Source organism: Providencia sp. PROV033 (assembly GCF_028484855.1).
Taxonomy (GTDB): Bacteria; Pseudomonadota; Gammaproteobacteria; order Enterobacterales; family Enterobacteriaceae; genus Providencia; species Providencia alcalifaciens.
Map to the genome: position 1 here is coordinate 1 of NZ_JAMPSW010000080.1, position 17,477 is coordinate 17,477.

The following is a 17,477-nucleotide window of genomic DNA, read 5'->3' on the forward strand; positions in this document are numbered from 1 at the left end:
GCCTCAGTAATATTGCGGAATAAAATTCGTTGACAAGCAGCAACGTAATCCAATTTGCTTAATCGATAAATTGAAAAATAACCCTAATAATCACCATTTAGGGCTGTTCAGTTGCCCCAATAATGATTAAAGTAAATTTAATGAATAACTAAGAGGGCAATGTATGCTGTATATCTTCGATATGGGTAATGTGATTATTGATATCGACTTCAATCGTGTATTTGATAAATGGTCTGAACTGAGCGGAACCCCAAGTTCAGAAATCAAAAAGCGATTCACTTTTGGCAATATCTTCCAGCTCCATGAGTGTGGCAAAATTTCAGATATCGAATTTGCTGAACTGCTTTGTGAAGAGATGGGTATCACTCTAAGCTTTGAAGATTTTGCAGAAGGCTGGCACTCAATTTTCATCTCACTAAGACCAGAAGTCATTGATATTATGGAACGTCTGCGTGAGCAAGGTCACCGTGTTGTTGTGTTATCTAACACCAACCGCCTACACTTGGATTATTGGCCAGAACACTACCCAGAAATTGCAGCTTCCTCTGACTTCCTGTATTTATCCCAAGATTTAGGGATGCGTAAACCAGATCCAGAAATTTTCAAATATGTTCTGGAATCTGAGGAATTTGACGCCGCCGATGCCGTTTTCTTTGATGATGTTGAAGAAAACGTCAAAGCCGCAGAAGCGCTTGGTATCAAAGGTGTCCATGTTCTGAATAAAGATACGGTGCCTGAATATTTCCGTACTTACGATTTTAGTGCAGAAGTCGAATAATCCCGTTCTTAATAAGGAGTAGCGATAACGTTACTCCTTCTTTTTTATCGAGTACCCATGATTGCATTAATTCAAAGAGTCACTCACGCGAGTGTAGTTGTTGATGAAAAAACAGTGGGACAAATTGGTCCCGGTCTTTTAGTTTTGCTGGGTGTTGAAAAAGACGATGACGAGCAGAAAGCAAAACTCCTTTGCGAGAAAGTTCTTGGATATCGTATTTTTAGCGACGTACAAGGCAAAATGAATCTCAATGTTCAGCAAGCTGGTGGAAGTCTACTCGTAGTTTCACAATTTACATTAGCAGCAGATACGAATAAAGGAATGCGCCCGAGTTTCTCTGGTGGAGCGGAACCCACAAAAGCTGACCAATTATATCAATACTTTGTTGAGCAAAGTCGTACGCAAGGTATCACGACTGAAACCGGTGAATTTGCTGCGGATATGCAAGTGAACTTGACCAATGATGGTCCAGTCACCTTCTGGTTACAAGTGTAGAAAAATCGTTTAAGGGAGGGGGAGAGATGTACCATTTACGGACACCGAAAGATGAACTTGAATTCGCTGCATATTATCAATTTCGTTGGTCAATGCTGCGAGAGCCGTTCAAACAACCCCTTGGCTCGGAAAAAGACGGTTATGACCTAACCGCTCACCACCAAATGGTGGTCGATGAAAAGAATCGTATCTTAGCGATTGGTCGCTTGTATATTAATGCAGATAACGAAGGTGCTATCCGATTTCTTGCTGTGAATCCCGTTATGCAAGGTAAAGGTCTTGGCAAGCTCATTATCATGGCACTTGAAACCATTGCAAGGCGTGAAGGCGTCAAACGCATTGTTTCCAGTGTGCGAGAAGAGGCGGTACCGTTCTTTGCAAAAATGGGTTTTGAAAGTCGCGGAGAAGCGATGGGTGAGCTCAAAACGCCAGTTCGCCATTATTTAATGATTAAGCCAATTGAGACCTTAGATCAAATTCTTCATCGCCCTGATTGGTGTGGTGAACTTCAGCAAGCTTGGCACAAATACATTCCCTTGAGTGAAAAGATGGGCGTGCGCATTGAGCAATATACGGGTAAGCGATTTGTAACGACCATGCCGGAAGCCGGAAATCAAAACCCTCATAACACCATTTTTGCAGGTAGCCAGTTTTCTCTTGCCACATTAACTGGTTGGGGAATGATTTGGTTATTATTACAAGAAAATAAGCTAGGCGGAGAAATCGTGCTGGTGGATGCCAATATTCGCTATGCAAAACCCGTTAGCGGACGCCCAACGGCAGTCGCGGATCTTTCTCATCTCAGTGGCGACCTTGACCGTTTAGCTCGAGGTAGCAAAGCACGAGTCAAATTGGAAGTGCATGTTACTAATGCAGAAAACCAAGTGGGTGCAGTGTTTAGTGGTGTATACATGGTATTACCTGAATCGAAGACAGATAAAAACGCCTAACTTAACCATGTAAAAATAAAAAGCAGGATATCTGATAGGATATACCTGCTTTTTTATTATCTATTCATTGAGATTACTGAGTCACAATAGTCGGCACGTGTCCATCAACAGGATAGGTGTTAGCCGCTGGGGTAGCTTGAGACTCTGTGGATGGCTCTTGGGAAGCCATGCTAGAGGTGACATACCCATCAACGATAGTACGGACAATACGGCTTCCCTGAAGGGGGACCGCGGTTAATTTTCCATTTAAGCTCGATGCAAGGGGCGATGCGAGTAAATCCCCTTGTAATGAGGCCTCAAAATCCCCCCACATCTGCGGTGAAAAGCCTGACCAGCCCCATTGATTCAAATTACCTAAATCAATGTTGGTGCCTGATGCACGTAATTCAAAAAGTACTTTATTCGGCTCTTGCTGTGCCAGTAAACCGATTTTTGCGATACCACGGTCAATGCTTCCACTGAGGCTGGCGGCGGTACGCCCATTACTTCCTGCTATTTCTAAAAGAGGACGGCGGATCATCACTTGATTGATGGTACCTGCATCAGCATTGAATGTCGCTTGCCCCCGCCAAATTCCCCACTGTTTTTGCTTGATGAGGTCAACATAACGAATATTGCCACTGAGCGCCGTAAACTCAAAAGGAAACTCGGGTTGAATATTCATTAGCAAAGATTGCGTGATGGTGAAGTTATCAATGGCGAATGTGGATAACCACGCTGGCGCGGGTTGAGCAAAGAACGAGAGCCAATTATCTGGCAAAGTATACAGAACCCCAGCGAGTGTTCCCTCAGTGATGGTCAGTGATTTATCATTACGTTGCCAAATCGCACTTAGATTAAAAATGCCTTTATTGTAGTAGCCTGAGAGCTTATCAATATTGAGGTTATCACCGTCAATGCTCAGCTCACCGATGAGCGTATCAACCTGTTGGTCCTGAATAACCAATTGCTCGACATTGAAATTAATATGGCTTTTGGGGCTGCTCCAACTGCCTCTGACAAGGCTAATTTGATCAATTTCGCTGCTCAATCCAGAAAGCGCCCAGTCACGTCCCTGAATATCCACATTGGTGAGCTGTAGCTGGTTAATTTGTACTGTTCGATGGCTATTTATGGCATCAAATAAAGCATCAAATGTGAGGTCATTTTGCCAGCCAACTTTATTCATCGAAAGGCTATCTATCGTGATTGAACCGTCGGAAAACCATTTGCCTTTGCCCGCTATCGCGCCATTATTGAGATAGCCACTGACTTGGCTAAAGTCTGTCACTTTTTCCTGTAATTTCCCAGTTATTGCCACATTTCTAAAGGGGAGTGAATTAACCATCATTTGGTTGGTAGTAAAACGAAAATCACCATAACCAAACGGGTTTTTAACGGTTGGTTTCCATGGCGTGATTCCACCTGTAAAACCCGCGACTTGTAATGTATTGGTCCCTTGGGTTAATTGGATTTGGCTATTTTCAAATTGCAGGACTTTTGCTGAAAGCGGTAGTGGCGTTGTTTTATCGGTAAAATTTACAGATAAGTTGCCTTGAGTCATCGTTAAACGTTGGATGGCTTCACCACTAAAAAGATGACGCCAATTAATATCTACAACAATCTGCCGAGCATCAAGATCAAGGTCTTTATTGTTAGATACAATGGTAATGTCTTGGAAAATAAATTTACCCGGCTCAGAGAACTGGTGCCCCATGATGCCGACCTTAATATCATAAGGTGTAAATTTACTCAGGAACTGGCTTGCATAACTGGCACCCCAGCGGGTTTGTAAGGCAATATAGCCAGCGAGCAACACAATGAAAAGAAGCAGAAAAATATAACCGATAAACTTCAATAACCCTTTCACGTTTGTCTGCTCCCTTATCAATCAGATAGAAATAGAAATCGCCGATATGTTTAATATATCGGCAACTGAAGGATAGCATACAGAAGAACCGCCGACGTGTTCAACATTTGCGGCAGTATGGGAGATTATTTTTCGTGAGGGAAAATCAGGTTCAGTACAATCGCAGTTAAGCCACCGGCAGCAATACCGGATGAAAACAGGGTTTTCAGCCAATCAGGTGCGAATTGTAGAATTAAAGGTTGCTGGGAAACACCCATGCCGACGGCAAGCGACAACGCAATGATCATAATGGCGCGACGATTAAGCGGCTCACGTGAAACAATGCGTACACCCGATGCCGCAATGGTACCGAACATAACAATTGTAGCCCCACCTAGAACAGGCTCAGGAATTTGTTGCACAAAACCTGCCACTGCTGGAAATAGACCCAGCAGCACTAACATTAGCGCGACTAAGTAACCAACATAACGGCTAGCCACCCCAGTTAATTGGATCACACCATTATTTTGCCCAAAGCAGGAGTTAGGAAAGGTATTGAATACCGCAGAAACCATGGAGTTTAGACCATTTGCCAAAACTCCACCTTTAATGCGTTTCATATACAGCGGACCACGCACTGGTTGTTCTGAGACATCAGAGGTCGCCGTGATATCACCAATGGTTTCTAAAGAGGTCACCATAAAAATCAAGATCAATGGGATCAGCAAGTTCCAATCAAAAGAGAGACCATAATAGAAAGGTTCAGGAATCGTTATCAGGGATTGCTTGGCATCACTGGCTTGTGCTGTTGGCAGCATATCCATCCACCATGCAGCAAGATAGCCTACCGCCATCGCAATCACTAAAGAAGCAACACGTAGGTACGGATTTTTCTGACGAGTTAGCAAAATAATCACGGCTAAAACAATACCGGCTAGAATCAGGTTATCAGGGGAGCCGAAAGTATTATCACTCAGCGCGCTGTAACCACCACCGATAGAGGTTAAGCCGACTTGGATTAACGATAAACCAATAATCATCACGACAACACCTGAAACCAGTGGTGTGATAACTCGGCGAGCCAAATGTAAAAAGCGAGATAAGATGACTTCAGTCAGCGCTGCGACCATTAAAGTGCCGAATAATGCAGCCATCATTGACGGAATATCGGCTCCGCCTTGCTTAAGTGCAACACCACCCATAATCAATGGTGCAACAAAGTTGAAACTGGTGCCTTGAATTGACAGTAACCCAGAGCCGATAGGGCCCCAAGCACGGATTTGAATTAATGAAGCAATTCCTGAAGCAAACAATGACATGCTAATAATGCGCTGGGTATCGTGAGCGGGTAGCCCAAGTGCTTGGCAAATCAACATTGCAGGGGTGATAACGGCGACAAACATCGCTAATAGATGTTGCCCAGCAGCAAACAGAGCCTGAGGAAGCGGAGGTCTATCTTCAAGGCGGTAGATCAGTTCACTTTGATTTTGTACTGTTTTTTCAACATTTTGTTCTTCAGATGCCGTTGCGTTCATTGTTCCAGTTCCACTAGCAAAAAGCGCATTTTAAAGAGAATAATACAAAAAGCAATCGTTTGCGCAAAAAAATTAAGTTGGGTTTTAAATTAAGAGCGTCACATTTTTATATGTTTTAACTTGTATTTATCGCGATTTTTTTTTCTAATCCCTGCACCTGCTTTTGGCGTTTTAAGGAAAAAAATAACGTCTAATTAGTTTTAAATAATATTAACAACAGACGAGGTACGTAAATGTATCATCTCGATGTCTACGGCACACTGGTCGCAGCCACGCTAGTGCTATTACTCGGACGTAAACTGGTAAAATCGGTTTCATTTCTTGAAAAGTACACCATCCCTGAACCCGTAGCTGGGGGATTATTAGTTGCTTTTAGCCTGTTAGTGGTTAAGCAAGTTTTTGACTGGAGCCTTTCTTTCGACTTATCACTGCAAGAACCGATGATGCTTGCATTCTTTGCAACCATTGGTTTGAATGCCAACTTAGCTAGCTTAAAAGCTGGTGGTAAGGCATTGTTAATCTTCATTTTTGTCGTCGTCGGTTTATTACTGGTTCAAAATACAGTCGGTATCGCACTCGCGAAATTATTAGGTCTAGACCCTCTGATGGGACTATTAGCTGGTTCAATCACTTTATCGGGTGGTCATGGTACTGGTGCTGCATGGGGTAAAATCTTTACGGAAGATTACGGCTTCAGGAGTGCAACTGAAGTTGCGATGGCCTGTGCAACTTTTGGTTTAGTACTTGGTGGACTCATTGGTGGTCCTGTTGCACGTTTCTTAATTCGTAATATCCCAACACCGGGTACTGCGGATGAGGACAAAGATGTTCCTACCGCATTTGAAAAACCACAATCCAACCGTATGATTAACTCAATGGTGCTGATTGAAACTATTGCGTTGATTGCTATCTGTTTATTAGCCGGAAGCTGGATTGCAGGGTTACTAGCAGGTACGGCATTTGCACTGCCGAAATTTGTATGTGTCTTGTTTGTCGGGGTTATTTTAAGTAACAGCTTGTCTTTACTTGGTTTTTATCGAGTATTTGACCGCGCAGTGTCTGTCATGGGTAACGTTAGCCTATCCTTATTCTTAGCGATGGCTCTCATGAGTTTAAAACTGTGGGAACTGGCATCTTTGGCGATCCCAATGTTAGTTATTCTCGGCGTTCAAGCTTGTGTAATGGCGTGTTATGCGATTTTTGTTACCTTCCGAGTCATGGGCAAAAACTATGATGCTGCGATTTTGGCTGCAGGTCATTGTGGCTTCGGTTTAGGGGCAACACCAACGGCTATCGCTAACATGCAAGCCGTGACGGATAAATTTGGTCCATCTCACTTAGCATTCTTAGTCGTACCAATGGTTGGTGCATTCTTTATCGATATTGTGAATGCGTTAGTCATCAAGTTCTACTTGTGGTTACCCGTTTTTCCAACAATTGGCGGTTAACACGCAATAAGTATTTAAGTAAATACAAACATATATAACTAAATGTATAAATAAAGCAGGTATTGCCGTGGACATGGATGTGTTCACGGCAATTTTCATTTTAGGTGGGCGAAAAAAGTCGGTGAGATAAAAAGAGCTTAAGCGTGACTGTATTGCTCGCGTTCGGGAAGCCAGCGCTCAATAATCTTCTGAGCATGTTCAGGGTAGTTTTGTTGTATGTGGCGTGCGAGACGTTGCACTTCCGGCAACATATACTGATCGCGCAATAAATCAGCGACTTTAAAGTCAGCATTTCCCGTCTGTCTTGTGCCTAATAGCTCTCCTGGTCCGCGGATCTCCAAATCTTTTTGAGCAATCACAAAGCCATCGTTGCTGTCACGTAAAACCTGCAAGCGCTGCTTAGCAGTATGGGTGAGTGGCGTTTTATAAAGCAGTACACAGTGCGATGCAACGGAACCACGACCAACTCGCCCTCGTAACTGGTGCAACTGCGCTAGCCCAAGTCGTTCTGGGTTATCAATAATCATTAAACTCGCATTAGGAACATCGACACCGACTTCGATTACGGTGGTAGCAACTAACAACTGAATTTCGTTATTTTTAAAAGCCGCCATGATGCTCTGCTTTTCGGTAGGCTTCATTCTACCGTGTACCAGACCTACTTTGAGTTCAGGTAATGCAAGTGCGAGTTCTTCACTTGTAGCTTGAGCTGCTTGGGCTTCAAGTACCTCAGAATCATCAATTAATGTACATACCCAGTAAGCTTGTCGTCCTTCCTCTAAACAAGCTTGGCGAACACGTTCGACAATGTCGCTACGTCGCGAATCAGGAATTGCGACGGTGGTGACTGGTGTTCTTCCCGGAGGAAGTTCGTCAATCACTGATGTATCTAGGTCAGCATACGCGGTCATCGCTAGCGTGCGTGGGATTGGCGTGGCGGTCATAATTAATTGATGAGGATGGAAACCTTGTTGTTCACCTTTCTCACGCAACGCGAGCCGCTGGTGAACGCCAAAGCGATGTTGCTCATCGATGATGACTAACCCTAATGAATGAAAGCTAACGTGTTCTTGAAAGATTGCATGGGTACCAATCACCATAGAAACTTCGCCATTAGCAATAGCATCTTGCTGCTGCTGGCGGGCTTTACCTTTCTGTTTTCCAGCCAACCAGCCAACTTTAATCCCTAAAGGCTCGAACCATTGTTTAAATGTGCTCGCATGCTGCTCTGCGAGGATTTCAGTCGGTGCCATTAATGCCACTTGTTTGCCATTTTCAATGGCGCAAATTGCGGCTAAGGCAGCGACCAAGGTTTTTCCTGAACCGACATCGCCTTGGATCAAACGCATCATCGGCGCATTTTTGTGTAAATCAGCTTCGATTTCCGCGACAACGCGTTTTTGAGCATTGGTTGGAGAAAAGGGTAAATTTGCCAGTAGCGGTGTTTTCAATTTTCCAGTGGAAATCAATGGCTCAGCATAGAGCCGTTCATTACCTGCTCGAATCGCAAGCATGCTTAAATGGTGAGCAAGTAGTTCTTCTAGGATCAAGCGCTTTTGAGCGGGATGATGACCTTTTTCCAACTCGTCTAATGAGACATCGGGCGGCGGGTTGTGCAGTAGCCGAATTGCGTCAGGTAAACTAATTAAGCTACGGCTAAATTCTTCAGGAAGGAGTTCCTGAATGTTACTGCTGTCTAACATGGCAATCGCTTGATCCATCACTTTGCGCAGTGTGGCTTGGCGAACGCCTTCAGTTGTCGGGTAAACCGGTGTTAAGTTTTCTTGAAGGGTGACATTATCCGCTTCTTGGGACACTTTATATTCAGGGTGAATAATTTCAGGTCCAGTATTACCGCGCCGTACTTCGCCATAAGCGGTAACTTGGCGACCTTCTGCTAAGCTATTTTTCATCGCAGCAGAAAAGTTGAAAAAACGCAGAGTTAAATTGCCTGTACCGTCGCTTATCAGGCAGGTCATCATACGTTTGCGACCAAATACCACTTTGGTTTGCAGAACTTCGCCAGTGATAGTGGCGGTGGTGCCGGGCATGAGGTCTTTAATGTGGTATAAACGCGTATGATCTTCATAACGAAGTGGAAAATGTAGAAGCAGGTCCTGAACGGTGTTCAAACCTATTTTACGCATTTTTTCTGACTGGCTGGCACCAATGCCATGCAGTGAAGTCAGTGAAATGGTATTAAGTAGACCACGGTTCATGTCGATTCCTTAGCTGAGTTGTTTTCTCTTCATTTTTTCAGAAAGCTGCATGTGTGCCCACCAAATATCATCGGCTTCTATTTGACCCTGTTGGTTAATATATGGGCGAGGAAGGCCTTTGCGTTTTGCGACTTCGGCGAGTACGGGATATCCCCCCTCAAACAGCCACTCTTGTTGTTCCTGCTCAGATAATAGACTATTTTCGCGATCATACATGCCTGCCAATTGGCGCTGGCGCTGGGCTTCATACAAAATAAGTGCAGAGGCGACGGAGACATTGAGTGACTGAACCATTCCAACCATAGGAATGATAATATGCTGATCTGCAAGGGCTAATGCTTTGTCGGAGATCCCCGTTTTTTCCTGTCCCACCATAATACAGGTTGGTTGGGTATAATCAATTTCGCGAAAATCAACGGCACTATCCGATAGGTTAGTGACTAGAATCTGCATTCCTTGGGATTTTATTTGAGAAATTGCGTTTTCAGTGGATTGATGGGGGATGACCTTTACCCAGCTATTGCTTCCCGCAGCGGAAGACACGGAAAGTTTAACGTGTTGGTCTGGCCAAACAGCATGAATATTGTGGATCCCCACGGCATCAGCACTGCGCACAATGGCAGAAACATTATGGGGTTTATGGATCTCTTCGAGGCAGAGAGTTAGGTCGGGCTGCCGCATCGCCATCATTTGGCAAATGCGGCGATAGCGGCGTTCATTCATAGTATGTTTTGGTATTTTTTAATTATATCAATTAATTACGATTTCGACTGACACGAAGTACATCAGGCATAATACGAATTTTACGCATGACGTTCGCCAATTGAATTCGGTTTTTAATTGATAAGCGAATAAAGGCACAGTAAACACGACCATCTTTTTCTTCGGTATTCATGCTTTGAATACTTGAATTCGCGTCATTGATAGCTGCGGTCAAGTTAGCCAATGCACCTTGATGGTTTATCATATCGACTTTAATTTCAGCGATAAAATCAGTATCTGTCTCGGTATCCCACTCGACAGCCATAAATTTATCGGGTTCTTTTTGGTAACCGCGAATATTACGGCAAGACTCATGGTGAATAACCAAACCTTTACCTGGGCTAATATGCGCAATAATAGGGTCCCCAGGGATCGGGCGACAGCATTTTGCGAAGGTGATCAAGACACCATCAGCACCTTTGATAGACAGTTTATGACGGTTTTCTGTAATAACAGGCTCTTCAACTGCATTTGGTTGAGCACTTTGAGGGTTATTTTGTAAGTTGCGTGCAACCACAACACTCATGGCATTACCTAAACCAATCTCAGCGAGCAAGTCATCAACAGAGTGCAGCTTCATGCGTGCTAATTCAGCATCGATGCTTTCACGTGGAATATCGGTGATTTTTGTTCCTGCACCTAACGCATGATTGAGTAGACGACGACCTAAATTGACAGAGTCTTCGCGTTTTAAATTTTTCAGCAGTTGGCGGATTTTCGCACGAGCTTTGGAGCTCACGACAAAGTTTAACCATGCAGCGTTTGGTCGAGCTCCCGGAGCAGTAATAATTTCAACTGTTTGACCACTCGAGAGTGGTTGGGAAAGCGGGTAAGGTTGGCGATCAACACGTGCACCGACGCAGGCATGACCGATGTCAGTGTGAACAGCGTAAGCAAAGTCAACAGGGGTTGCGCCTGTCGGTAATTCGACAATACGACCTTCAGGAGTGAAAACGTAAATTTCGTCAGGAAACAGGTCTGATTTTACACTTTCAATAAATTCAAATGAGCTCCCCGCACTCTGTTGGAGTTCGAGTAAGCTTTGCATCCAGCGCTGTGCTTTTACCTGTGCTGTGGTTCCCTGCTCCCCTTGTGCTTTGTATGCCCAATGAGCAGCAACACCCATTTCTGCCATTTGATCCATGTCTTCAGTACGAATTTGTACTTCAACAGGAACCCCGTGAGGCCCGATTAAGGATGTATGTAGGGATTGGTAACCGTTAGCTTTAGGAATGGCAATATAGTCTTTAATACGCCCCGGACGAGGTTTATAGAGACTGTGCATTTGACCTAAAACACGGTAACAGGTATCAACGTCTTCAACGATGACGCGAAAGGCATAGATATCCATAATCGAATGGAATCGCTGCTCTTTTTGATGCATTTTTCGATAAATAGAATACAGATGTTTTTCTCGACCGCTGACGGTACAAGGTATACCTGCTTCAGTTAATCGACCGTCAATTTCCGAAAGGATTTTTTGGATCATTTCTTTGCGGTTACCTCGGGCGGATTTCACCACTTCCTTGATAACTCGATAACGGTTTGGATAAAGCGCTTCAAAACCTAGCTCTTCAAGCTCAGTTTTAATATGGTGGATACCTAAACGGTGCGCGAGGGGACTGTATATTTCCAGCGTTTCACGCGCTATGCGGCGACGCTTATCGGGTCTAAGTGACCCAAGCGTGCGCATATTGTGAGTGCGGTCTGCCAGTTTGATCAAAATGACACGGATATCTTTAACCATTGCCATGATCATTTTGCGGAAGTTTTCTGCTTGAGCTTCTTTCTTGTCGCGGAAATTCAGCTTATCCAGTTTGGAAACGCCTTCAACAAGCCCTGCAACGGTGGTTCCAAACAATTGCTCGATGTCTTGAAATGTCGCTGGAGTGTCTTCAATCACATCATGAAGTAGCGCAGCCATCAGTGTTTCATGATCCAAACGCATTTCAGCCAGAATACAAGCAACGGCAACAGGGTGAGTAATATAAGGCTCACCACTGGAACGGGTTTGTCCTTCATGGGCATCCCGTGCGACAACATAGGCTTTTTTCAGTAACTCAACTTGCTCCTTAGGGAGATATTGCTGAATTATGAGATTTAGGCTTTCAAACAGATACAAGGCAGACCCACCTTAGTAATTAGCGACGACCTTCAGCGATCGCAGAAACTGCCTGCATTTCAGCGGCTTCTTGCTGTTCCTGGCGTTCACGCACATCCAAAATGTGACCGTTAATTAAACCTTCTTCTACTTCACGTAGCGCGATAACAGTATGCTTATCGTTTTCTTCTGGAACTAAAGGATCTTTACCACCAGTTTGTAACTGACGAGCTCTACGTGCTGCGACCAGTACGAGGTCAAAACGGTTACCAATTTTTTCTACTGCGTCTTGAACAGTTACGCGTGCCATAAGTGTGCTACTCCAAAGAAATAAAAAAATGACCTGATATGATACTGAAACTATTCTCAGTCTGCTAGTAATTTGCTGATTAAAGCACCATGTCGCTGGACTTGGCGGCTTAATTTCAAACGCTCCGCACGCATGATTGACTGTAAATCGCTCAGTGCAGTGTTGAAATCGTCGTTTACGATAACGTAATCGTATTCATTGTAGTGCTCGATTTCACCAACAGCTTGCGACATGCGCTTTTCAATGACTTCATCACTATCTTGCCCACGACCACGAAGACGACGATAGAGCTCATCTTTTGAAGGAGGTAGTATAAAAATACTCCGTGCTTCAGGCATTTTCGTACGAATTTGCTGAGCACCTTGCCAGTCGATATCAAGAAATACATCCACTCCGCTATTTAGGACTTCCTCAATAATAGGTTTTGAGGTGCCATAATAGTTACCGAAAACACAGGCATGCTCTAAAAAGTCATTATTATCAACCATCTGGAGAAACTCGGTTTCAGAAACAAAGAAGTAATGTTCCCCATGAACTTCACCTGGACGTGCAGCTCGAGTTGTATGAGAAACAGAAACTTGCGTGTCATACAACGGTTGTGTCTTCAATAATGCTTGGATAAGACTGGACTTACCTGCACCGCTAGGCGCAGAGAGAATATATAACGTGCCTTGTATCATGATGATTTCTTGAATATTTGAGGGTTAGACATAAAAGATAGCGATAAACCCTACATAGTATACACGTACTTAAGACAACATGCAGCGATATCAATTAACCATGAATTATGAATAAAAAAATTTTGGTAATTGAAAAACTGTGAACGCCTTCCAGAAAATAAATTTAACTTAATGAAAATACCATTTGTTTTGCGAAACGTTATGCAATTAACGGCATGACTTACTGTGTCCCTTGATTTAATCACTCAGAATACGATAGCAACGCAGCGCTATGCAGTTTAGTGCAATTTATTTAACACAAATATGATAGGGATATTATGTACTATTTTTCAGTCAGGAAGTTCTGGAAATTTGGTTGGTTTTGCCTATTACTTCAATACGCAGTATCAATAGCTTATGGTACAGAGTTCGTTGATTCCCAGAAAATATGTCACACATTAGATGATAAATTAATGGGAGCGGAACAATTACGGCTAGGGGAGCAGCTACAAGAGTGGGATCGGCAATATCAAATAGAGGGAGTAAGTGAGGTTAGTGATGAAGTTTATGACCAGATTCTGGCTCAGTGGCGACGTGGACAGCGCTGTCTAAATTTGCCTGATAGATTGCCACAACCAGTACAGCCTAAGACGGAACGATTAGTGAAGCACCCCATTCCTCATACTGGGTTGAAAAAATTGAAATTTAAGGAAATAGCCCCCTGGCTAGAGTCACGTCATGAAGTATGGTTGCAACCCAAAGTAGATGGTGTGGCGGTGACTTTGCACTATGAGAATGGGCGCTTAGTGTCAATGATCAGTCGAGGTGACGGTAGCAAAGGACTTAATTGGCGAGAAAAAGCGGATTTTATTCAGGGGATCCCAAAAACAATTTCAATAAAGCAATCTATTGTTTTACAAGGAGAGTTATTCTGGAAGCTTAATGAACATGTACAAAAAATAGATGGGGGACAAAATGCGAGGAGTAAAGTTGCGGGTTGGTTGATGCGTAAAGATATGCCTGCACAAGTAACGGATGATATTGGTGTGTTTATTTGGTCTTGGCCTGATAACTCGACGCCTATGAGTCAGCAACTTAGTGAGCTAGCAATGCTAGGATTCGATTTGGCGCAACGGTATAGCCACCCCATAGTAGAGAGCCAATCTATCGCGCAGTGGCGTGATCACTACTATTCAATCTCAATGCCATTCGCGACGGACGGTGTTGTTCTAAAAAGTTTTCCGACACCGTCATCATCAGCTTGGCGAGCAAACCAAAACAGTTGGAGTATTGCCTGGAAATACCCACTAAAAAGTGTTGTTTCAGATGTTGTGGATTTAACTTTTCGGGTAGGAAGGTCGGGAGTAGTGAATGTCATTGCAAACATTGAACCAGTCAGGATAGATGATAAAAAAGTCAGTAAAATACGCTTAGGTTCACTCAATTCGTGGAAACAAAAAGATGTGTTAGTGGGAGATAAAATTCAGCTGACGCTATCTGGGCACGGTGCTCCATTAATGGAAAAAGTCATATGGAGACAGGAACCGCGACAATACCTTAATACATTACCATTGGAAAACTTTCATGCATTGAGTTGTTTATCTTATTCGACAGATTGTGCCTCTCAGTTTGTTGCTCGGCTCACTTGGTTGGGTAAGCAACTTAATATTCGTGGTGTCGGTGAAAAAACATGGATGGTGTGGGTAGAAAAATATGGGCTGTCGGAGTTACTCGGATGGTTATCTCCTGATTGGCAAAATAGATTACCTAAAACTCAACAAACCGCTAATGCTCTTGAACAACTTCAGCAAGCACAACATCAACTAATGGCAAATTGGTTGAAAGGATTGGGTATTCCGCTAAAGGCTGAACAATTAGAAAAAATAGCGGCAATTACGACATTGAATAAACCAGAACAGATAGAAAAGATGGCGGTATCTGAGACGAGGAAGCAAGCACTACAACAGTGGCTGGCAGCACCCGAAATTAAACAGGCATTACAAACTTTGCAGAATTTAGGCATCAGCCATTAGTTGTTAACGCTAATGGCTGATAGAAAATGAGGGCATTAATCTTGGCTTTCGTAATTGAAAATTGGTAACCCCAAGCGATAGCGGATGGCAAGTAACCGAGCGCTTAAACCAGCGACTAAAGTGATAATCACCACGATATCTTTAGGTAGCGGGGTATACAGCAAACCAATGTATAGCCATGCAGCGGCAAAAGAAACACCCGCATAAACTTCTTTTTGGAAGACTAGGGGGATGGTATTGCATAGCATATCGCGAAGAACGCCGCCGAATACGCCAGTTACCACCGCAGCAATAGCGGCAATGATAGGGCTATAATTCATATCGAGAGCAATTTGGGCACCTAAAATTGAGAAAACAATTAAGCCAATTGCATCGAGTATTAAAAAGAGTCGACGAAGGTGTTTCATCATTGGGGCTATCCAGATCGTAACAACGGCGGCACCAGCCACGGTCATAATGTACTCAGGATGAGCAACCCAACCGAGAGGGTAATGTCCGAGCAAAATATCACGAACAGATCCGCCACCGATAGCGGTCGCAGATGCGATAATGATCACGCCAAAGACGTCCATTTTACGACGTCCAGCAGCTAAAGCGCCAGTCATGGCTTCGGCAGTAATACCAATAATATAAAGAACACTTAATAACATGATGGTTTTATTCAATACTATAGTGATTGTTTAAGGGTAATATTACTTGTGTAACTTCTCGACTGAGATTTTTTGCTCTCATTAAGAATTGATTAGTTAAAGTAATCCGATAGCCTGTATTAAATGATGTCAAAGGATAACAGATTGAACAGTAAAATGCCTTATAAAGAAAAGCGTATTACCGATGAAGCGCGTAGTCATCAGCTTACAAATATTAATGTTTGGACACCAGATAGCGAATGGCTTGCTTATGATGTCCGACCAAGCGGCAGTTCATTTACTGGGCAAACTATAGAAAAAATTCATGTCACGACGCAGCAAAAAGTCGAAATCTATCGTAGCCAGCACGGATCCCACGTCGGAGTGGTGACAGTGAGTGCTGAAAATCCTCCTCGTTATGCGTTTATTCAAGGACCTGAACATCCAGATGAGTCTTGGCAGTATGATTTTCATCACCGCCGAGGTGTCTATGTCTACGATAATCAGCTTGGAAATGCACATCCCATCGATGCGATGTGTATTACTCCACCCTATATTGCAGGAGCGTTAAGGGGAGGGACTCATGTACATGTTTTTAGTCCAGACGGAAAGTGGCTCAGTTTTACCTACAACGACCATGTTATGCATGAACTCGATCCTAAATTAGATCAACGTAATGTGGCGGTGGCGATACCAATTGGTGCAGTGACTGTCGAGCCTATTGGGCACACGAGAGAGTACGGTGGTGATTTCTTTTGCTGTGTTGTAACAAAAACGACTCTGACTCCCACTCCAAATAGTGACGAAATTGGTCGGGCCTATGAGGAAGGGTGGATTGGTCAATGTGGGTATAGGAATCAAGAAGGTCAATGGCAACGGCGAGCCTTAGCATTTATTGGGGATACGCATCATCATAATGGTGAGGTTGTTCCAGAAATCTATCTGGTTGATTTACCTGAAGACCCAGAGAAATTCAAAATCCCAAGTCATGATCCCCTGCAAGGCACTAGAAATTCCATGCCTGCACCACCTAAAGGTGTCCAACAAAAGCGCTTAACCTATACACATCAGAGAAAATTTCCGGGTTTAGCGAAACAGCCAAGACATTGGCTACGCTCATCACCAAATGGAGAGTTAATTGCCTGCTTAATGCATGATAATCAAGGTATTGTACAATTATGGACCGTGGGAACCGCAACCGGAGTATTGACTCAAGTGACCTTTGAAAACTCCCCAATTCAGTCTGCGTTTAGTTGGAATAATACAGGTGAGTATCTCTGTTTTGTTCATGATAACAGCATTGTGCGTTGCCATGTGGCGACGGGCAGCATCGAAAGGTTGACGCAAAGAACAGACGCCGCACCAGTTGCAGATGCGGTTGTGTTTTCTCCAAATGATAAATTTGTAGCATTTATGCGTGATGTTGATGGGTTTAGACAGATTTATATTGTTGAGACTGGGTTGGCGAATTAATTTTACTCTGAATTAACACTCATGAAGAATAAAGAGATAATGATTCATCTTTTTATTCTTCAGCAAAATAAAAGGCAAAAACTTTCATTAAATGAAATGTGCGATATGAAATGAAAAGTATTGGTTAAAACTAATCATCGCGGTATTAAATAGAATAGATTAAAGGAGATGATAAATCGTTCAATGAAAGAATAAAATATTAAGCCAAATTAAAACAACATTATTAATGAAACAGAAATATTATATTCCTAATTGGA

The 17,477-nt window shown here is 43.3% G+C and carries 14 protein-coding genes; 6 read left to right on the forward strand and 8 right to left on the reverse strand.

The genetic code is table 11. The annotated features are described in order from the left end of the window. Nucleotides 1-163: 163 nt before the first annotated feature. The 3 genes from yihX to fabY are packed head-to-tail and all read left to right on the forward strand — an operon-like array spanning nt 164 to nt 2,223. Nucleotides 164-778, forward strand: a complete 615-nt coding sequence (yihX, locus tag PSF16_RS13085; RefSeq protein WP_006659607.1) for a glucose-1-phosphatase — start codon at nt 164-166, stop codon at nt 776-778. A 57-nt stretch (nt 779-835) separates the two neighbouring features. Further along, a complete protein-coding gene (gene dtd / locus PSF16_RS13090) occupies nt 836-1,273 on the forward strand; it encodes a D-aminoacyl-tRNA deacylase (protein ID WP_272689396.1) in 438 nt (145 codons plus the stop codon). A 26-nt stretch (nt 1,274-1,299) separates the two neighbouring features. After that, the gene (gene fabY, locus PSF16_RS13095) at nt 1,300-2,223 is read left to right on the forward strand and encodes a fatty acid biosynthesis protein FabY (RefSeq protein WP_006663066.1); all 924 of its coding nucleotides are present in this window, start codon (nt 1,300-1,302) and stop codon (nt 2,221-2,223) included. 73 nt (nt 2,224-2,296) lie between these two features. On the opposite strand, the gene PSF16_RS13100 is transcribed toward fabY, so the two are convergent. Together PSF16_RS13100 and PSF16_RS13105 are read right to left on the reverse strand one after the other, a co-directional pair. Then, nucleotides 2,297-4,072: an AsmA family protein gene (locus PSF16_RS13100; protein WP_272689397.1), complete on the reverse strand. Its 1,776-nt coding sequence runs from the start codon at nt 4,070-4,072 to the stop codon at nt 2,297-2,299. 125 nt (nt 4,073-4,197) lie between these two features. Continuing rightward, complete coding sequence (locus tag PSF16_RS13105; RefSeq protein ID WP_036977868.1) at nt 4,198-5,586, reverse strand: uracil-xanthine permease family protein; 1,389 nt, start codon at nt 5,584-5,586, stop codon at nt 4,198-4,200. Nucleotides 5,587-5,819: 233 nt separating this feature from the next. Here PSF16_RS13105 and gltS point away from each other — a divergent pair, with 233 nt between their 5' ends. Beyond that, nucleotides 5,820-7,034 (forward strand): sodium/glutamate symporter, encoded by a 1,215-nt coding sequence (gltS, locus tag PSF16_RS13110; protein ID WP_272689398.1) that lies wholly within the window; start codon nt 5,820-5,822, stop codon nt 7,032-7,034. Between the two features lie 137 nt (nt 7,035-7,171). On the opposite strand, the gene recG is transcribed toward gltS, so the two are convergent. Genes recG through gmk form a run of 5 tightly spaced genes read right to left on the reverse strand, consistent with a single transcriptional unit; the run spans nt 7,172 to nt 13,106 of the window. Further along, entirely contained in the window at nt 7,172-9,253 is a 2,082-nt protein-coding gene (recG, locus tag PSF16_RS13115) for an ATP-dependent DNA helicase RecG (protein WP_036966490.1), read from the reverse strand. A 9-nt stretch (nt 9,254-9,262) separates the two neighbouring features. Continuing rightward, nucleotides 9,263-9,976: a tRNA (guanosine(18)-2'-O)-methyltransferase TrmH gene (gene trmH / locus PSF16_RS13120; protein ID WP_006663062.1), complete on the reverse strand. Its 714-nt coding sequence runs from the start codon at nt 9,974-9,976 to the stop codon at nt 9,263-9,265. Nucleotides 9,977-10,007: 31 nt separating this feature from the next. Further along, on the reverse strand, nt 10,008-12,137 hold the full coding sequence (spoT, locus tag PSF16_RS13125) for a bifunctional GTP diphosphokinase/guanosine-3',5'-bis pyrophosphate 3'-pyrophosphohydrolase (RefSeq protein ID WP_006663061.1): 2,130 nt from the start codon (nt 12,135-12,137) through the stop codon (nt 10,008-10,010). A gap of 19 nt (nt 12,138-12,156) precedes the next feature. Further along, complete coding sequence (rpoZ, locus tag PSF16_RS13130) at nt 12,157-12,426, reverse strand: DNA-directed RNA polymerase subunit omega (protein WP_272689399.1); 270 nt, start codon at nt 12,424-12,426, stop codon at nt 12,157-12,159. Between the two features lie 56 nt (nt 12,427-12,482). Continuing rightward, the gene (gene gmk, locus PSF16_RS13135) at nt 12,483-13,106 is read right to left on the reverse strand and encodes a guanylate kinase (RefSeq protein ID WP_006659597.1); all 624 of its coding nucleotides are present in this window, start codon (nt 13,104-13,106) and stop codon (nt 12,483-12,485) included. Between the two features lie 317 nt (nt 13,107-13,423). Here gmk and ligB point away from each other — a divergent pair, with 317 nt between their 5' ends. After that, complete coding sequence (gene ligB, locus PSF16_RS13140; protein ID WP_272689400.1) at nt 13,424-15,118, forward strand: NAD-dependent DNA ligase LigB; 1,695 nt, start codon at nt 13,424-13,426, stop codon at nt 15,116-15,118. Between the two features lie 35 nt (nt 15,119-15,153). Here the strand turns inward: ligB and PSF16_RS13145 are convergent, their stop codons facing one another. After that, a complete protein-coding gene (locus PSF16_RS13145) occupies nt 15,154-15,768 on the reverse strand; it encodes a trimeric intracellular cation channel family protein (RefSeq protein WP_006659595.1) in 615 nt (204 codons plus the stop codon). Between the two features lie 123 nt (nt 15,769-15,891). Between PSF16_RS13145 and PSF16_RS13150 the strand changes: the two genes are divergently transcribed. Further along, nucleotides 15,892-17,220 carry a DUF3748 domain-containing protein gene (locus PSF16_RS13150; protein ID WP_179897301.1) on the forward strand — a complete coding sequence of 443 codons (1,329 nt, stop codon included), beginning with the start codon at nt 15,892-15,894 and terminating at the stop codon, nt 17,218-17,220. Nucleotides 17,221-17,477 lie beyond the last annotated feature (257 nt).